The sequence below is a fragment of the Microcystis sp. Msp_OC_L_20101000_S702 genome, assembly GCF_007095705.1.
Lineage (GTDB): Bacteria > Cyanobacteriota > Cyanobacteriia > Cyanobacteriales > Microcystaceae > Microcystis > Microcystis ichthyoblabe_A.
This window is the reverse complement of record NZ_SFBO01000161.1, coordinates 14,175-30,500: the sequence shown is the minus strand read 5'-3', so window position 1 is coordinate 30,500 and position 16,326 is coordinate 14,175. Positions and strand designations below refer to the sequence as shown.

Annotated in this window: 15 protein-coding genes and 3 pseudogenes; 5 read left to right on the top strand and 13 right to left on the bottom strand. The window is 43.0% G+C overall.

Annotated elements, in window-relative coordinates:
* Nucleotides 1-224: 224 nt before the first annotated feature.
* The 5 genes and pseudogenes from EWV60_RS17265 to EWV60_RS17245 all read right to left on the bottom strand — a co-directional run bounded on the left by EWV60_RS17265 (nucleotide 225) and on the right by EWV60_RS17245 (nucleotide 4,871).
* Nucleotides 225-899 carry a class I SAM-dependent methyltransferase gene (locus tag EWV60_RS17265; protein ID WP_002737775.1) on the bottom strand — a complete coding sequence of 225 codons (675 nt, stop codon included), beginning with the start codon at nucleotides 897-899 and terminating at the stop codon, nucleotides 225-227.
* 14 nt (nucleotides 900-913) lie between these two features.
* Nucleotides 914-2,002: a glycosyltransferase family 4 protein gene (locus EWV60_RS17260; protein WP_002738114.1), complete on the bottom strand. Its 1,089-nt coding sequence runs from the start codon at nucleotides 2,000-2,002 to the stop codon at nucleotides 914-916.
* A 290-nt stretch (nucleotides 2,003-2,292) separates the two neighbouring features.
* On the bottom strand, nucleotides 2,293-3,345 hold the full coding sequence (locus tag EWV60_RS17255) for a glycosyltransferase family 2 protein (RefSeq protein ID WP_002735829.1): 1,053 nt from the start codon (nucleotides 3,343-3,345) through the stop codon (nucleotides 2,293-2,295).
* 215 nt (nucleotides 3,346-3,560) lie between these two features.
* Nucleotides 3,561-3,916, bottom strand: a pseudogene (locus EWV60_RS23455) (glycosyltransferase); the annotation flags it as partial.
* A 22-nt stretch (nucleotides 3,917-3,938) separates the two neighbouring features.
* Nucleotides 3,939-4,871: a class I SAM-dependent methyltransferase gene (locus EWV60_RS17245; protein ID WP_353734404.1), complete on the bottom strand. Its 933-nt coding sequence runs from the start codon at nucleotides 4,869-4,871 to the stop codon at nucleotides 3,939-3,941.
* Nucleotides 4,872-5,748: 877 nt separating this feature from the next.
* Between EWV60_RS17245 and EWV60_RS17240 the strand changes: the two are divergent.
* From EWV60_RS17240 to EWV60_RS17230, 3 genes and pseudogenes are all read left to right on the top strand, one after another.
* Nucleotides 5,749-5,858, top strand: a pseudogene (locus tag EWV60_RS17240) (IS1 family transposase); the annotation flags it as partial.
* Between the two features lie 259 nt (nucleotides 5,859-6,117).
* Nucleotides 6,118-6,786, top strand: coding sequence for a lysophospholipid acyltransferase family protein (locus EWV60_RS17235; RefSeq protein ID WP_002754102.1), 669 nt, complete (start codon nucleotides 6,118-6,120; stop codon nucleotides 6,784-6,786).
* A gap of 229 nt (nucleotides 6,787-7,015) precedes the next feature.
* On the top strand, nucleotides 7,016-7,360 hold the full coding sequence (locus EWV60_RS17230) for a hypothetical protein (protein WP_103113386.1): 345 nt from the start codon (nucleotides 7,016-7,018) through the stop codon (nucleotides 7,358-7,360).
* On the opposite strand, the gene cbiB is transcribed toward EWV60_RS17230, so the two are convergent.
* Genes cbiB through EWV60_RS17215 form a run of 3 tightly spaced genes read right to left on the bottom strand, consistent with a single transcriptional unit; the run spans nucleotide 7,331 to nucleotide 9,178 of the window.
* Nucleotides 7,331-8,311, bottom strand: coding sequence for an adenosylcobinamide-phosphate synthase CbiB (cbiB, locus tag EWV60_RS17225; RefSeq protein WP_287233649.1), 981 nt, complete (start codon nucleotides 8,309-8,311; stop codon nucleotides 7,331-7,333). The genes EWV60_RS17230 and cbiB overlap by 30 nt on opposite strands.
* 2 nt (nucleotides 8,312-8,313) lie before the next feature.
* Nucleotides 8,314-8,787, bottom strand: coding sequence for a GFA family protein (locus EWV60_RS17220; protein ID WP_287233646.1), 474 nt, complete (start codon nucleotides 8,785-8,787; stop codon nucleotides 8,314-8,316).
* Nucleotides 8,735-9,178: an Rrf2 family transcriptional regulator gene (locus EWV60_RS17215; protein WP_002738021.1), complete on the bottom strand. Its 444-nt coding sequence runs from the start codon at nucleotides 9,176-9,178 to the stop codon at nucleotides 8,735-8,737. Before EWV60_RS17215 ends, EWV60_RS17220 begins: the two co-directional genes overlap by 53 nt.
* Before the next feature lie 300 nt (nucleotides 9,179-9,478).
* Here EWV60_RS17215 and EWV60_RS17210 point away from each other — a divergent pair, with 300 nt between their 5' ends.
* Nucleotides 9,479-9,868, top strand: a complete 390-nt coding sequence (locus EWV60_RS17210) for an AbrB family transcriptional regulator (RefSeq protein WP_002737568.1) — start codon at nucleotides 9,479-9,481, stop codon at nucleotides 9,866-9,868.
* A gap of 186 nt (nucleotides 9,869-10,054) precedes the next feature.
* Here the strand turns inward: EWV60_RS17210 and EWV60_RS17205 are convergent.
* Together EWV60_RS17205 and EWV60_RS17200 are read right to left on the bottom strand one after the other, a co-directional pair.
* A pseudogene (locus EWV60_RS17205) lies at nucleotides 10,055-10,199 on the bottom strand (transposase); the annotation flags it as partial.
* A 448-nt stretch (nucleotides 10,200-10,647) separates the two neighbouring features.
* Nucleotides 10,648-11,397: an SIMPL domain-containing protein gene (locus EWV60_RS17200; protein WP_002754107.1), complete on the bottom strand. Its 750-nt coding sequence runs from the start codon at nucleotides 11,395-11,397 to the stop codon at nucleotides 10,648-10,650.
* A gap of 34 nt (nucleotides 11,398-11,431) precedes the next feature.
* Here EWV60_RS17200 and EWV60_RS17195 point away from each other — a divergent pair, with 34 nt between their 5' ends.
* Nucleotides 11,432-11,593, top strand: coding sequence for a hypothetical protein (locus tag EWV60_RS17195; RefSeq protein ID WP_176721679.1), 162 nt, complete (start codon nucleotides 11,432-11,434; stop codon nucleotides 11,591-11,593).
* A 265-nt stretch (nucleotides 11,594-11,858) separates the two neighbouring features.
* Here EWV60_RS17195 and eno read toward each other — a convergent pair whose 3' ends face one another.
* The 3 genes from eno to glgX all read right to left on the bottom strand — a co-directional run bounded on the left by eno (nucleotide 11,859) and on the right by glgX (nucleotide 16,159).
* On the bottom strand, nucleotides 11,859-13,157 hold the full coding sequence (gene eno, locus EWV60_RS17190) for a phosphopyruvate hydratase (protein ID WP_123229964.1): 1,299 nt from the start codon (nucleotides 13,155-13,157) through the stop codon (nucleotides 11,859-11,861).
* Nucleotides 13,158-13,203: 46 nt separating this feature from the next.
* Nucleotides 13,204-13,965, bottom strand: a complete 762-nt coding sequence (locus EWV60_RS17185; RefSeq protein ID WP_287233640.1) for a DUF3887 domain-containing protein — start codon at nucleotides 13,963-13,965, stop codon at nucleotides 13,204-13,206.
* 115 nt (nucleotides 13,966-14,080) lie between these two features.
* Complete coding sequence (gene glgX, locus EWV60_RS17180; RefSeq protein WP_287233638.1) at nucleotides 14,081-16,159, bottom strand: glycogen debranching protein GlgX; 2,079 nt, start codon at nucleotides 16,157-16,159, stop codon at nucleotides 14,081-14,083.
* Nucleotides 16,160-16,326 lie beyond the last annotated feature (167 nt).

Here is a 16,326-nt window from a genome sequence, read left to right as displayed (position 1 = left end):
TTGATGACATCCGAGCCAGACGGCCATTTGCCGTTGAGATAAATTCCCCTCCTGACTAAGTTGGTAGAGCAAGTTTCTTTGTTCTATGTTAAGATGTTGAGGGCTTCGTTTTTGGGTCTTATTTGTTTTTGTTAATGATCAGACAGTACCTGATGAGCCTTTCTTTGACAACTCTTGAGGTTGATGCGTTTCATTTTTGAATTGGCGTAGTGACAGTCATAGAACTACATTTTTTTTGCTATGATAACCTTCTGATCTTCAATTACATTGCGCGTCGAGTTTACTAGACGTATTTCAGCGTGAAAACCACAACTTTCTAAGCGTTCAGTTATATCCAATCCGTAATTTCTGAAGGCAAGAACTCTTCCCTGTCCACGGATCTGATCGCCATGATACTCAGGTTCAAGTTTATGTATGATAGTCCCATCAGGCTGCAAGAAACATCTTTCAACTGTCTTCGGGTTATCCGATAAAGGCACGGTAAAGATAAAGTATCCATCTTTTTTTAAGACTCTGTAAATTTCAGAAAAACCCTTGTTATCATCAGGAACATGCTCGAAAACTTCGGTGGAAGTCACTAAATCAAAAGATTCGTCGTTGAGAAGAAGATTTTGAACGTCTTGACAGACAACAGAGTTCTTCATCAACCCTAGAGGTACATCATCAAAGTATTCAGAAAAGTATAAATTCTTAAATTTACCTTTTAAGAATTTATAGAAAGCTCCGCGAGAAGACAACTCATAAACAGAGGTACTGGTTGAAAAATTTAGAGATTCAATTGTCAAACCAACTGCTCTATGAATTTTAGTAGATCTACAGTTTAAACAACGAGTACCAAAATATCCTGGATGTATCCGAACCACCACAGAACCGCACAAATTACAAATCCCAATAGTCATAGATGTTTTCCTCGTCATTCAGTAGTAGAGAGTATAACGTTTTCGATAGATTTAGCTATATTATTCCAGTCGAGACTTGTATGTTTCCTTTTAAGATTTAAGGAAATAGACTCATAAAGCTCTTTATTGTCAATTAGAGCCAAAATACCCTCTTTAATCGATTCAGAATCGGAATTTACGAAAATTGCTTCAGCATCTGGAACTAGCTGATCTTTAAGTCCACCCACTTTTGTACAAACCATGGGAATACAAGCAGAAACACCTATAGAGACTACCCCTGACTGGGTTGCAATAGTATAGGGAAGAACTAAAATATCAGCTTCATTGAAAAACTTAGAGATTTCATTTTCTGGGACATAATTATCTATAAAAACAATTTTACTACTAGAGTAAATATTTCTATCAATATCTAGGGGATAGAAATGCTTTCCAACTATAACTAATTTATTATATTTTTCTGTTGCAATCTTCAAACAGGCGTGGATTAAATTCTCAACTCCTTTGGAACGGGTTATCTGGCCAAAAAAGAGAATGTTAGGCAATGGATTATGATTCCTGGATACTTGCCTTAGACCTTCTGGTATTATTAAGCCGAGAGGAATAACATGACAATCATCTTTTCTCCCATATCTTTTTTGAAATTCGTTTTTTACATATTCCGACAAAAAAATTAATTCATCCGAAGAGTAAATAGATTTCTCTTTAAGATAATCTACAATTTTGCCTTTGAAATTGTTCTGATTTTTATCCCCTATACATCCGTCATGTATGGTAGTTATTACCTTTTTATTAAACAGCTTAAAAATGAATACAAAAAAAATATTCCAGTAATGAAAATAAGGAAGATAAATAGAACTATATTTGTTAACTGTCAAATCACAGAACAAGCTGATCATATATAGAGGTAATAAAGTAAAAGAATAGATAAAGAACTCATATACATTTCTATGAGCAATCCATTTATAATTGTGGCGTGGAGTTTTTACCAAAGAGCCAAAAGGGACGATAACGGTTTTTTCAATCGAAAGACGATCAATAACTTCTTGTGCATATATTACCGTACCACCTCGGACTCCAAGAGACAATATCAAAACAGGTTTCATGCTAAACTCCCTTCACTAAATTAACTACCAAGATAAGCGCATCTTAACAATCCTTGAAAAAATGAACTTTATGTGGGTTGCTTACCCACGGTTCAGGCATATTTGAGTAGAATTTGCCATCTCAATCGCTTATCAAGCAAAAATCGGCCAAATGGGTCGAGTTCGTAACTATTCTAACTGACTGGGATCACTTGAAATTCCCAAGCGAATCACAAGATCGGTCAATTGTCAATAGCGTTTGAGATGCTCTCAGCCCGAATTAATCACTGAACCACCTAGTCAAATCTTAATCAATCTCTTTTATGACGATATCGGTAATAAGTTGACAACAGTGGCTCACTGAGTAGTGGCTTGACAATTTGCTTTATACCGTTTACTAGAAGTACAAATACAAAAATCAAAAAGTTTTTTGCCAAGGATATATTGTCTTTTCTAACTTGAAAACTTTCCTTGGCTTTAATCCATATACTCATAATGCCTTCCTCTGATAAACCACCTAACCTCATAGAGGTCAAGAAATCATCTATTATCAAAAATTTAACTTTACGAGAATGAAAGGCTCTATAAATAAAATCGTAATCTCCTGCTATTTTATATTTAGTGTTAAATGCACCAATTGTTTTATATACATCACAAGATACAAAAGTAGCTGGATGATGCAGAGGCATTCTCCACTCTATTTTTTCTTCTAACGACTTATGTGATGTGTAAAGTCTAATCTTGATATTTCCCTGGCTATCAGTGCGAAAAATTGACCCACTTATAATAACGAATCTCAGTTTCTGAGGATTGACATATTGATCGGTTACTTTCGATACTGTACCATCATTGTATATATCATCACTATTAATTAATCCAATTAGCTCTCCTGTTGCCAATTGGATTCCTTTGTTCATCGCATAGTATAAACCACCATCAGGCTCACTCACCCAATAATCAATCTTATCTTCATACTTACGAATAATATCAACTGTACCATCCGTAGAACCGCCATCTATAATAACATACTCAACATTATCATAATTTTGATTGATTACACTCTGAATTGTCTGCTCTAAATACTTCTCACCGTTGAAGACTACAGTAATAATAGTAACTAAAGGAAGAGGTAAATTGCCAGACAAATCACTCTCTTCATCATAAGACTTTTTGAAATATCCCTTAGTTCTCAATCCACCTTCTCCTCTTCGTTCTGGATTTGGTGGTAAAAACAAAACAGATTGTACTTTTGAGGAGGGATCGTTAATTATGACTGGTTTCTCCCGCATCACTAGGCGAGTAGTAGAAAAATTGGGGTCTAGAGCGATCGCGTTTTTGTTTTGATTGACTGGGGGAAGCGTCATAATTGTGATTTAGCAGTAGCTTTCAGGCATTGTAACTCGCTTCAAAACCTCTGTCAAGGGTAGTAAAGAGAGGTGATTGACAAACTCATCAATAAGCTGGCCAATTGTATTGGCGGCCAGTTCCACAGCCATTACTTCTTCTAATTGTTCTACGCTTGACTCTTCTAAGGCAGATTGAATCTCTAGAGGGACAGATTCAATCTTGATTTGCAGTGATCGATCTTACCATCCCTAGAACCACCATCTATAACAATACAATCAACATTATCATAGGTTTGATTAATCACAATCTGAATCGTTTGCTCTAAATAATTCTCACTGTTGAAAACTACGGTAATGATAGTAACTCAAGGAAGCGGTGAATTGTCAGACAAACCACTAGCTTCATCGTAAGACTGTTTGATTTGAAATATCCCTTTGTTCTTAATCCGCCTTCTCCCTTGCCTTCTGGATTTACTGGAGATAATATTGGATATTGTGGGCGAACACCGGAGTGACTTTCTATTTATAGGAGTCCTTGAATGAGTTTATGAATTGTGAAAAAGTTATGATTAGGATTAATTATTTTCATGGTTTTCTAGGGCGAGTAGTTTTCAAGCAATCATCCAGAAAGAACCGGGTAATCGATCTTCATTATAAGCATTGATATTCTCAAGAAACACAGAATTCTTATAATGAGATACCATAGATAAGGATGCCAAAATTTTAAACTTTTTGTTAAATTGTAAAAAAGTTTCTAAAAAGTATTGCTCGTTCCAGTATCGTGATTCTCTCAGATTCCATTCGATGGGATAATCATAGGGAAAGAATATATCGTGAATATGAACTAAGACTCCTGTGTGTAAACGGGGATAAACTTGAAGAAATTCAAACTCCACATCACTACCAGACTTAAATACATGACTGGAATCAACGAACAGAATATCATTGGTTTGCAGGGATTCAAAAACAGACAAATCTACGGCTTCTACTTTCTGGATAAGCAAACTAAATTCTAGAAAATCTTTACTAACATTAGCAAAGTCTTTTAAAAAATCTTGAGGATAAGGCTCGATCGAGATCAGTTGTGATTTTTGGGAATTTTCTATAAAATTCATTTTTAAAGCTGCGGCGATAATTTTAGTGCTACCACCCGAGCCAATTTCAATTACCCGATAAGGTTTCTTTTCTCTGACCATAGCATAGAGGATTTCTGCATCGCCACTAATGAGAGCAGAAGTATCTTCGGAATAACCAAATGCTGAAAAAATTTCTTTATTGTTAAATTCTAACGCATATTTTTCTAGTAAATACCTAACCAGTTCAGTTTGCTTGTCTAGATGCCATTCAATTGAGCTAAGAGGCCTTTCCTTGCCCGCGTATGTCATAATTTCCTGACGGTTGGGTATCGGCTGATAAAAATGGTCAGTAATTAGGGTGTAGCCAATATTTCTTAAGAGGGGATTGAATATTTTTTTGGCTAGGGCAAATTTAATATTTTTTCTACCCTGCTCGGTTTGCATACGGTTAAGTAATTTTTTCAACATTGTCAACCTTTACACTACTAATATTTACTGTCATGTTTTGTCGTCAAAGCCAACTGGGAACTGGCATCCTTGATCAAACTATTACTAGCTGGTTGTTTCCTATTAAATCTTGACAAAATACTGCTACGGCAGCGTGTCACCGAATAATAGGCAATTTAATTAACCGACCAGTTCAAGACCCAATTCAATAGGTATATTGGGTACACCCTACCCGATGATCAACTTTTTGTCAAGGTAATTAGTCAGTGCACAGCAATTCCAAATTCAGAATCTAGCAAATAATACGGAATATAAAACGCTTTTGCCCGGCACATCCCAATCCAACATCAAGAAGAATTAACGAGAGCCCTAGGGATGGCATCATCGAGCATAAAGTCTAGAAGGTATTGCCAGCCTTCAAACAACAGATACTTGGTCAGACAAACAACATCTTGAAAAAAGCCCCAGCGAGTCCCTCGTTGAAGCCGAGCCCGTTGATAGCGTTCATCAGTACTGAGTCCCATGTAGGGTGACGAGTAAGTTGCCATCCAAGGCGGCAAATAGCCTCAAATAGCCTTGGTCTCCCAGACCTTGATAAATCCATTTGAACAGGGGAAAAAGATGCTTTGCGGCTATTCCATCAAGGATGTTCCGCATCTGCTCTACTGTCGGGATATTGACCAAACCAAACAGACTTTCTGTCGGTCAAGAAACTGTTCAAACTAATCTATTGAAAGATTAAATAATACCGGTTCTTCCGAACTTACACTGTAGACTGCACAGCAAGGCTCTAAAGTTGATAAATATCAATCTAACAAAAACTCAAAGCCTTAGTGTACAAACTTTACAAGCATGAGTTATTGATAGTTTTACATGACAGGTTCGGTAGAGCCATAATACCTTTAGACAAAGGATTTCTCGGCTGGTGAGAGAGAGTCTATCTTTCTCTAAAAAAATGGAGAATCACCTTGGGGAACCCTTTGGTATTTTATCCATGACTACAATGCACAGCAAAGCAAAGGATTAAGCCGCCATCACTACTACCGAATCACCACCCCTTTTTTCAGTACCCAAGCAAAATCAATGACACATCTTGCTAATCCTTTTGCCGCTCTCAACCCTAGGTAGGTAATTATGCCAGTTAAGAAAGCGGCACGCTTAACCTTTCCCTAACCTATAAATTGCTATATATTTTAATTGTGTGAGGAGTGAGAAGAAAGCAAAGTCCTTGGGGTCGAAACACGGCAAGACTCCCAGGGGCTTTTCCATGTCTAGGGAACAATTGTCAGTCATGAACCAGCCTCAAGAGCGAGAACCTTTTGCCAGTTTAGTTTTATATCATCTCTTTAAATGGTCGATCGTTAGCCCCACCCTACACGGCTATTTTCGCGGTCGCGTTTACGGAGTGGAAAATGTCCCTCAGCGTCATCCTCTGATTATCGTCTGCAATCACGCCAGTTACTTCGATCCACCCCTATTATCCTGTGCCGTGCGTCGTCCCGTAGCTTATATGGCTAAAGAAGAATTATTTACCATCCCGATTTTAAAACAGGCGATCGCTCTTTACGGGGCCTATCCCGTCAAACGCAGCAGTGGTGATCGCGGAGCCATTCGGGCGGCGATGGGAGCATTAGCGGCGGGCTGGGCAGTGGGAGTGTTTCTGGAGGGAACGCGCACCGAGGACGGATTGATCCATCAACCAAAACTAGGCGCGGCGATGATTGCCGCTAAAGCGGGAGTTCCCCTGTTACCCGTCAGTTTGTGGGGGACAGAAAAGATTTTTCCAAAAGGTTCTTCTTTTCCCCATAGTATCCCCTTAACTATTCGCATCGGCGAAGTGCTGCCGCCGCCGATTTCTAGCAAAAGAGAAGCTTTACAGGCAGTTACCGAGCGCTGTGCCGAAATTATTAACGGATTACACGCTCTCGGACGCTAAGGCGACCTTTTAAACGGGATTTAGTCAGCTAAGACCCATTTTAACCGCCTATCCCTAGATTAGCTAAATCTCCCCCAATCCCTTGACTGTTGCCCCTTGCAAGAGTGCAAGAGTGTCTCATCTCAACAAGCAATTTAAATACGCAGGCAGCTTCTTAGATTTCTTTCCCCGACACTTTCAAGTCGGGAATCTAGGCTAAAATTGGCATAACTCGACCATCGCCTCGATCATGTTCTTTTTTGTCCTCGGCTTCAATCTAGGCTTAACTTTATTTAATTGCTTTCTAGTCTGGAAATTGTGGCAATTGCGGCGAATTTTAGGGCGAGTGACCAAAATTTTAAACCGGGTGGAACGACGTTTACACCACATTTTTTACCCCGCCCCGGAATATATTGTCATCGCCGGGGCGAAAACCTATTATCTCCGACAAAACTATCAACGCATCTGCGGACAGATACAGATACTGCAATCGCTATTCTTGACCTTCTCCCTGATTATCCGTTACTGGCAGCGTCAATCCCGTCAACGCCGTCGCCTGTGGTCGCTAAAATTGAGCAAAATCTCTAGCAACTAAGCAGCTAATAGCGATCGCCAACCAAAGTAATACACAAGTACGAGTTAAATTCAAAGCCTGTTCGACGGTTTTGACCGTAATCGGGTTGAGGTCATCGCCCAATAAAGGTTTTTCCACAATCTGGCCCCGATATTGATTTTTTCCCCCCAATTGCACCCCCAAAATCGCCCCATAGACGCATTCACTCCAACCGGAATTAGGACTAGGATCCCGACGGGCATCGCGCCAACAAATGCTTAAAACCCGCCCCGGCCGGCCCGAAATTAGGGCGAGAGTTAAGACCGTCAAACGACAGGGTAGCCATGTCAAAACATCCTCGCTTTTGGCACTAAACCAACCAATATGGGTGTAGGGTGGCCGACGATAGCCAATCATCGAATCGAGGGTACTAGCGGCTTTATAAGCGCAAGCGAGGGGTACTGGTCCCACCCCCAGAAAGGCACCGAGAAGGGCATAAAAAAGCGGCGCGGTAACTCCATCCACACCATTTTCACTGACGGTTTCTAATAGGGCGCGGAGGATTTCTTCCTGGCCGAGATTATCTGTGTCGCGACCAACGTATAAACTTAGTTGGCAACGAGCTAGGGTGATATTTTCAGCTTGTAAAGGTGCGATGACGGTTTCGGCAGCCCTGCGTAAACTTCTACCGGCTAAACAACTGGCCAAGAGAATCATTTGTACTAGGCAACTCAGCAGCAAATTGACCTGACCTAACCATTGGATTCCTAGCCAAGTTAAGACCCCAGTCAAGATAATTAAACCCAGTCCCAGAATTATGCCCGCTAAACGTTGGCGAATTTTTTCCCGCGTCCAATTAAGGATAACTTTTGTGGCAACGGCAATAATCGCCCCCATCACCTGCACCGGATGAATCCATCCCCAAGGATCGCCCACCAGATAATCTAAAACTGCCCCTAATACTAAAATGATCGCCGTTGCCGTTCCCTTCACAATTACTCCCTTTTCCCATCGATAGCCCGAATTTTCTCAATATTGTCTTCCCAGTTAGCCCCATCAAAGAACTGGATCTGAAAATCGCCTAAGACATTGCCATCCAAACAGCGCAGGTTTATATCTATAGCGTCAGGATGGGAGCGGGGACGATAGAAAGGATGAATACCACAAACACGACAAAAATAATGTTGGGCTGTGTGGGTATTAAATGTATAGGTACTTAAGAAATCTTCACCGCTTAGGAGGGTAAATTGTGCTGAAGGAACAATCAGATGCAGAAAACCTTTTTTCTGACAAATCGAACAATTACAGTCTAGAGCTTGATCATGCTCGATCGCCACTTGAAAACGGATCGCTCCACAGTGACAACCCCCCCCATAAATCTTTCCTTGAGTTGTTGCTGTCATAACTTCTAAACTACTAAACAATAAAGCTGGTTTCCTCTCCCCTAGCGGCGATCCAGCTACGCGCATCGTAGTATAAATCGGCTAAGGTAATCTTCCCCAGGGCCTCTTTTAATTTCTCGTGGAGGTGTTTCCAGATAGTAAATGTCACCCAATCTTCTGCCTGTTCGTCCCTGGGATGATAGCCTGATAATGGCTCGATCGTCTCTCCCACTGCCTCCAAAATTTGCCCCAACGAGATCCGATTTGCCGGCCTGGCCAATTGATAACCCCCTTGCGATCCCCGAAAGGAACGAACTAACCCCGCTCGTCGCATTTCTATCAGCAATTTCTCTAGATAAGCAGCCGGGATATCTTGACGCAGGGCGATCGATTTTACCGATACGGGAGTTCCCCTCGGTTGTAAACTAAGATCCAGCAAGGCTTTAACACTATAGTGACCCCTAGTTGTTAGCTTCATTATCCCTCATTTTTACCTCTTTATCTCTATCCTAGCCCCTGCTCTCATTGATGACAGAAAGGCTAACCTCCCTTACCCCGGCATCTCCATCAACATTGATAAATTCTGTTAAGATTTTGATCGAGAGATAGAGTCTAATCAATTACAATCAATTTCCCCAAGCAAGTGACAATTTTTAGTTTATACCGTGTAAGATAAGTGTAGAGATCAATCGTAACCCGATTGTTTCTGGTCAGGGGGAGCAATTCTCCTCGACTAGCCTTGATGACCCTAACCTTTACTTATCTACTGCAAACTTAAATGAACACAACTACTAATCCAGAACCCCTGACTGGCCTCGAACTAATTGAGAAAGTTAAACAGCTAGGCAACCTCAGCAAAGAGGAAAAAGCCCGGGAATGCGGCTACTATACCATGACAAAAAATGGTATTGAACGCGTTAATATGATGAAATTTCTCAATGCTTTAATCGATGCTGAGGGAATTGACTTAGATAGCAGTGCCAATGGTCATGGACGAGGTGGGCGCTCGGCCAGCTACCGGATCAGTGTCCAATCAAATAATAATCTCCTGATCGGTTCGGCCTACACCAAAAAAATGGGACTCAAACCGGGAGATGAATTTGAAATTACTTTGGGGAGAAAACATATTCATCTCAAGCAAGTTGGTGCCAGCGACGACGACGAATAGCCATAATTAAGGAGAGAGCCGTTTCACTCTCTCCTTGCTATGAGATAGGGGCTGCTGAAAAATTCGCTCCAGAAATCGTGCTATTAAATGCCACTGATTTGTCGCCCAATTGATAAGTTTTACTTAGGCAAAACAACTTTAAACATAATTTTTATTAAAGAGAAGGACTATCTTAGTTCATTTGTTCGCAAAAAAAGCCCAAAAAAACTGCCGAAGCAGTTGGGAAAGATTGACAACCAAAAAGATAATAGCAAGGACAGTTCCTGAAGTTTCAGGTAGTTTTGTCATGACCAGATTGAAACTAAAATCTTCTCTTAGCTTGTCCGGACTTTCTGGTAGCATCTCAGATGTGCAGAAATAACGACAATCAACAATGATCAGTCATCCTTAAATTAGTACAAATGTATGAACAACCGCATCTAAGCATCCCACTGCAAAAGCTAATCTGCGGCGGGATTGAGGAAAAAATCGCCATTAAGCGCGAATTTTAGAAGATAGTTTCCTTGGAAAAATCCCCACTGGGTAGATTGACAAAAATCAGATGCACCCCTAGGTAGGGTATACTGAAAAAGTTTTTCCTGGTGGCAGGGTGTGGGGTGTGGGGTGTGGGGTTTTACCAGTTTTGAGGTGGCCAATTACCTAATTTTCAGGGAAAAAGTCCCGGAATTTTCCCCCTGATCACTCCCATGCCTGGTACTTTTTGATTGACAAAAAGTCTAAAAGTCTTACCCAACAAGGTTTTTAGATTTTTTCAGCAAACCCTAGGTAAAGGCTATAATTCACTCGATCCCGAACGTCACCGAAACCACTGCGGTAATATCTTTGTCGATCGAGGAAGTGTCGTAAATTCCCGAATCGCTCACGTCAGTGGAATTGCGCGAGGTGATCTGAAAAACTCCCGTTTTCGCATCGCGCACCCTTCCCACCCGACTGCCGGTACTACTAGCGATCGCCTCAGCCCTCGCTCTCGCATCTTTGGTCGCCGCCGCCACCATTTCCACCCGCAGCTTATCCAGTTGGGTATAAAGGTATTGGGGAGGTTCAGAGACGAGGTTAATTCCCTCCTCAATCAATTCCGTTACCTGCCTAGAAAGTTCCGTGTAACGGGCCACATCGCTCGCCCGGATCTCGAAGCGTTGGGTGAGACGATAGGCAAGAATTTGCCCAGTTTCCTGGCCGTTAACTGTTACTTCGGGAATCGCCATCGTCTCGATCGCGTTGGTTGTGATTGCGTCTTCGGGAACTTGTTTTTCTTTGAGATAAGCTCGTATCCGCTGGGTTTGCCGGATCAGATCGCGGTAGGCATCTTGGGCGGTAGGTTGTTGACTGGAAACCGATAAACGCCAGAGAAGATAATCGGATGTAATCGCCCTTTTGGCCGAACCAGTGACGACAAAAACATCGCTCGCCCGTTTCACCGCCAAGAACGAGCGTGCCGCTATCCACGAACTCAAGACGAGAGCGATCGATAGCACTGATAAACCCGCGAACACCTGTGGGAAACGTCGAAATATAGAACTGTCTTTCATCATCCCCATCCTAGAAATCTGACGTTTCCATCCTATGCTAGTAGCGAGTGCCTTGAAATTATTATTTACAAAAATCAATGGAGGTCGCAATCTGACGGGATGCTTTCCCTTCCCCAAAAACTCCCTAGCGCTGACGGCGACAACGCCCGATAAGTTCAGCTTGACCATGGAATGGGCTTTATCCCCCTCTGTTTAACCCGAACTGTGGTTAAATAAATACTTCGCCGAAAAAGGTTTCAGCGAAGTACCACAATAGTCAGTGACCAGTTATCAGTTATCAGTAACTTTAGTATAACACCTTTGATCCAAAAATCATAACTTTGTGCAAAAAAAGGCCACAAATAAATACTTCGCCGAAAAAGGTTTCAGCGAAGTACCACAATAGTCAGTGACCAGTTATCAGTTATCAGTACCTTTAGTATAACACCCTTTTTCGATCACTGCAAGACTTTTTGCAAATTTTAGGCCAAGAATTTTGGACCTAAACCGACTTTCGGCGCGTACACCGCCCGATCGCCCAATTCTTCTTCGATGCGTAATAAGCGATTATACTTAGCCACCCGTTCACTGCGACTGAGAGAACCGGTTTTAATCTGTCCGGCATTAGTGGCCACCGCTAGATCTGCGATCGTGGTGTCTTCCGTTTCTCCAGAGCGATGACTGATAACAGAACGATAACCGTGACGGGTGGCCAGGGCGATCGTTTGTAGGGTTTCCGTCAAAGAACCGATCTGATTGAGTTTAATCAGGATCGAGTTAGCAATACCCAGATCGATCGCTTTTTGCAGACGGATGGGATTAGTCACCATCAAATCATCGCCCACCAACTGAATCCGCGCCCCCAGTTTATCGGTCAATAATTTCCAGTTATCCCAATCCTCCTCGTGTAAACCGTCTTCAATAGAAATAATCGGATAGCGATCGACTAAACTGGCCAAAAAATCCACCATTTCGGCCGGAGAATGGGCCGAACCATCGTAGAGGTATTGACCATCCTTATAGAATTCACTGGCGGCCACATCCATAGCTAAAGCCACCTCCGACCCCGGTTTATAACCAGCACGTTCGATCGATTCAATCAAAATATCCAAAGCTTCCTGATTTGAAGCCAAATTAGGAGCATAACCGCCCTCATCGCCCACACCAGTCAGTAATTTGCGTTCGTGCAAGGCCTTACCCAAAGCGGCGAATACTTCCGCTCCCCAACGCAAACCCTCCTTAAAAGAATCGGCCCCGATGGGGAAGATCATAAACTCCTGAAAATCGACGTTATTATCAGCGTGAGAACCACCATTGATCACGTTCATCATCGGGACGGGTAGCACATTGGCCATCGGGCCACCGAGATAACGATAGAGAGGCAATCCCAGATCCGCCGCCGCTGCTTTGGCCGTAGCCAGAGAGACGGCTAGGATAGCATTAGCCCCTAATTCTCGTTTATTGGCCGTGCCATCGCGATGGATCATAGCTAAATCGATACTAGCTTGGTCGAAAGCATTCATCCCCTCCAAAACTGGGACAATTTTTTCGTGGACATTGCGAACCGCTTTCAGGACACCCTTACCACCGTAACGCTGGGGATCATCATCGCGTAATTCGTGGGCCTCAAAACTACCCGTAGAAGCGCCACTGGGAACCTGGGCCAAACCGAGCGCCCCCGATTCTAACAGCACTTCCGCTTCGATCGTGGGACGGCCGCGGGAATCTAGAATCTCCCTAGCTGCGATCGCTTCGATGGGAACTTCGATTTTATCTAACATAACTTATCGTCTCCAACTCAATTTACGGGGTAATTTCGGCTGATTACTAATTGCCTAAAGGGAAATCCACGTTGACAATCTGCTTTTGATCATCAAAAACGAGGATTAAGGTATCCGTCAGTTTTTCAAATTGAATCGTCACCAACACCAGATCCACACCGTCCGTATCCGAGCCTTTTCTGACCTGAGTTCCCACGACCCGACGCACGGGGCCGGTACGCTTAAGTAAATTTTCCCAAGCGCCTTGCACTCTGGTGGGGAAAACCTCAGCTTTGAGAAAAGGGTGTAGATAGCCTCTGGCCAGGCCGTAGTCTTTATTGGCCAAAGCCTTGACAAAAGCATCGCCAATCTCAGAAATACTACGAAATTCGGGAAAATTGGCGGCAACTATCTGACCTGACTGGTTAAAGGTAATTACCACATCTTCAGTGAGTTTCTCAAATTCAACGGTGACAATCACCAGATTGGCATTGATAGCATCGAGTAGCTTGCTTTTGACAATGCGCTTAAACGGTCCAGTATGGTCAGTGACTTGGCTTTCCCAGACCTTTTGCAGTTTTTCGGCAGTCCAGAGGGGTTTTAGTTGGGGTGACAAAGCTGCAATAACTTTACCGTATTGTTTAGTTCCCAACCATTCCACTATCTGCCGAGCTTGCTTTTCTTCCCGAACGGGATCACCAATAGCGATCGCAGTCGGTTCTAGGTTCGCCTGTACTGGTGAAGCGCTGAACGGAGTCCAAGGCAGGGAAAAACCAATTAAACACAAAGAGAGAATCGATACCCGTTTCGCTAATGAAAGCCGCATCATTTCAGCTATTGCTCCGCAAATAAATAACGTTTTTCCACTTGACGATTGAATTGATGCCATTGTTCATTAGTTAAAGCATTCAACATCGGTCGATCGAGCAATATCTCTCCCCTTGTTATACTGATTTAACGATTAAAACTACCGCCGAACGCGCTTGCACCCGATAATTTTCCGATTCAATAGCGGCGGCGGCATCTAAATCACAGGCTGCCTCGGACAATTGCCCAGCAGTATCAATGACGCGATGCCATTTTTCCCCTTGTCCCAAGGGTGGTAACTGGAAGTTGAGAGATTCCCAGTAAGCGTTGAGCATAATGTGTAAATACTCGTTTGCCTTAGGATGACGCAGGGAAAAAGCTAAACTGCGGGAATCTTCCGACCAATCGGGTTTACTCAACTGTACACCATGCCAACTGAGATGGGGTTCAAGACTGGTATAGGTGACTTCTAGCAATTTTTCTTGACGGAAAAGAGCTAATTTTTTATTAAAATCGATCAGTCTCCTTACGAAACACCAAAGATCGAACTCTTGCTCTACCGCACTCCAATCGAACCAACTTAACTGGTTATCCTGACAATAGGCGTTATTGTTGCCCTTTTGGGTGCGTCGCACTTCGTCCCCCATCAACAGCATAGGTGTTCCTTGGGAAATGAACAGGATCGTTAAGAGATTTTTTATTTGTTGCAGTCGCAGGGTTTTAATCGCCTCGTTATTGGTTTCCCCTTCTATCCCACAATTCCAGCTAAAATTATCGTTGCAACCGTCCCGATTCTCCTCGCCGTTAGCCTCGTTGTGTTTCTCGTCGTAGGACACTAGATCGTTAAGGGTAAAGCCATCGTGACAGGTAACAAAATTTATACTTCTATTGACATCAGTGTTAGGTCTGTGGTATATGTCGGGGCTTCCTAAAATCCGCGCCGCTAATTTCGTGACTATGCCGGTATCTCCCCGGACAAAAGCACGCACATCATCGCGAAAAGGACCATTCCACTCGGAAAACCAATCGGCAAATTCGACAAATTGACCGACACTATACAATCCTGCCGCATCCCAAGCTTCGGCGATTAATTTTGTCCCAGCTAAGACAGGATCCGATTCGATCGCCCAGATCATGTTATAACCTTTTTGCAGGATCGGTTCCCCGTCCACATTGCGCGATAACACGGCCGCTAGGTCAAAGCGAAAACCATCCACGTGCATTTCCGACACCCAATAGCGCAAACAATCGAGAATCATTTTGCCAACAATCGGATGACTGCCCTTGAGGGTGTTACCACAGCCGGTATAGTTGCTATAGAGGCTTTTATCGACCGCATCAAGGATGTAGTAGGTGCGATTATCGATACCTTTCAAGGAAAGAGTCGGCCCGGTTTCGTCCCCCTCGGCGGTATGATTGAAAACCACATCGAGAATCACTTCGATCCCCGCTTTGTGTAAAGCTTTCACCAGATCTCGAAATTCATTCAAAGGACCCAGGGGTGAGCGATCGCTACTGTAACCGGCATGGGGCGCAAAAAAGCTGATCGTGCTATAACCCCAATAGTTAGTTAACCCCGGCATGGCCGAAGCGGGATCAAAGTAATGAATCGGCAACAATTCCACGGCAGTAATGCCTAGGTTTTTCAAATAGGGTATTTTTTCGATTAATCCCGCAAAAGTACCTCTTTTTTCCTCGCTAACGCCGGAATTCGGGTTGCGAGTAAAGCCACCGACGTGCATTTCGTAGATAAAACTGGCAGAGTAGGGAGTGCGTAACGGTTTGTCATCTTCCCAATCATAGCAGCCCGGATCGACCACCAGACCCCGCAAAGCTCGATGACAATTATCGCCTTTTTCGCTGGCAGCTTGTCGATCATAAATTTCCGCACCGACAATCGCTTTCGCATAGGGATCGAGAACTACTTTATCAGGATCGAAGCGATGACCCTGGGCTGCATTATCTGGACCATAGACTCGATAAGCATACACTTGACTGGCTCCAATCCCGTGAACGAAAATATGCCAATAGAAAAAGGTGCGGTTTTCTTGGGGATTGAGACGAATAATTTGACTAGGTTGCGGGGAATTGGCATCATCAAATAATAATAATTCGATCGCAGTGGCATACTTAGAAAATAGTGAGAAGTTGACACCATCGGCCAATACAGTTGCCCCGACGGGATGGCTTTTACCGTGATCGGTTTCTAAGGTCATTGTCAAGAGATAAGAAGTGATTAGGAGTAGTATAAGATTATTCGGCGTTGTTGAATTGGCGTACCATTATTCAGCAGACCCTAAGTAGGTAGGTGTTAAAAACCATCAGCGCCCCCTTATTAAGGGTAGTAGGGTTGATTCATGAATCAACCCTAGGATCAAGGGGG

What these genes read in the sequence shown, in the direction of transcription:
- EWV60_RS17185 (WP_287233640.1), bottom strand. Translation starts at nt 13,965, where the DNA reads ATGATGCGGCTTTCATTAGCGAAACGGGTATCGATTCTCTCTTTGTGT.
- EWV60_RS17220 (WP_287233646.1), bottom strand. Translation starts at nt 8,787, where the DNA reads ATGCGCGTAGCTGGATCGCCGCTAGGGGAGAGGAAACCAGCTTTATTG.
- eno (WP_123229964.1), bottom strand. Translation starts at nt 13,157, where the DNA reads ATGTTAGATAAAATCGAAGTTCCCATCGAAGCGATCGCAGCTAGGGAG.
- EWV60_RS17230 (WP_103113386.1), top strand. Translation starts at nt 7,016, where the DNA reads ATGTTCTTTTTTGTCCTCGGCTTCAATCTAGGCTTAACTTTATTTAAT.
- glgX (WP_287233638.1), bottom strand. Translation starts at nt 16,159, where the DNA reads ATGACCTTAGAAACCGATCACGGTAAAAGCCATCCCGTCGGGGCAACT.
- EWV60_RS17215 (WP_002738021.1), bottom strand. Translation starts at nt 9,178, where the DNA reads ATGAAGCTAACAACTAGGGGTCACTATAGTGTTAAAGCCTTGCTGGAT.
- EWV60_RS17210 (WP_002737568.1), top strand. Translation starts at nt 9,479, where the DNA reads ATGAACACAACTACTAATCCAGAACCCCTGACTGGCCTCGAACTAATT.
- EWV60_RS17265 (WP_002737775.1), bottom strand. Translation starts at nt 899, where the DNA reads ATGACTATTGGGATTTGTAATTTGTGCGGTTCTGTGGTGGTTCGGATA.
- EWV60_RS17255 (WP_002735829.1), bottom strand. Translation starts at nt 3,345, where the DNA reads ATGACGCTTCCCCCAGTCAATCAAAACAAAAACGCGATCGCTCTAGAC.
- EWV60_RS17260 (WP_002738114.1), bottom strand. Translation starts at nt 2,002, where the DNA reads ATGAAACCTGTTTTGATATTGTCTCTTGGAGTCCGAGGTGGTACGGTA.
- EWV60_RS17235 (WP_002754102.1), top strand. Translation starts at nt 6,118, where the DNA reads ATGTCTAGGGAACAATTGTCAGTCATGAACCAGCCTCAAGAGCGAGAA.
- EWV60_RS17245 (WP_353734404.1), bottom strand. Translation starts at nt 4,871, where the DNA reads ATGTTGAAAAAATTACTTAACCGTATGCAAACCGAGCAGGGTAGAAAA.
- EWV60_RS17200 (WP_002754107.1), bottom strand. Translation starts at nt 11,397, where the DNA reads ATGAAAGACAGTTCTATATTTCGACGTTTCCCACAGGTGTTCGCGGGT.
- EWV60_RS17195 (WP_176721679.1), top strand. Translation starts at nt 11,432, where the DNA reads ATGCTAGTAGCGAGTGCCTTGAAATTATTATTTACAAAAATCAATGGA.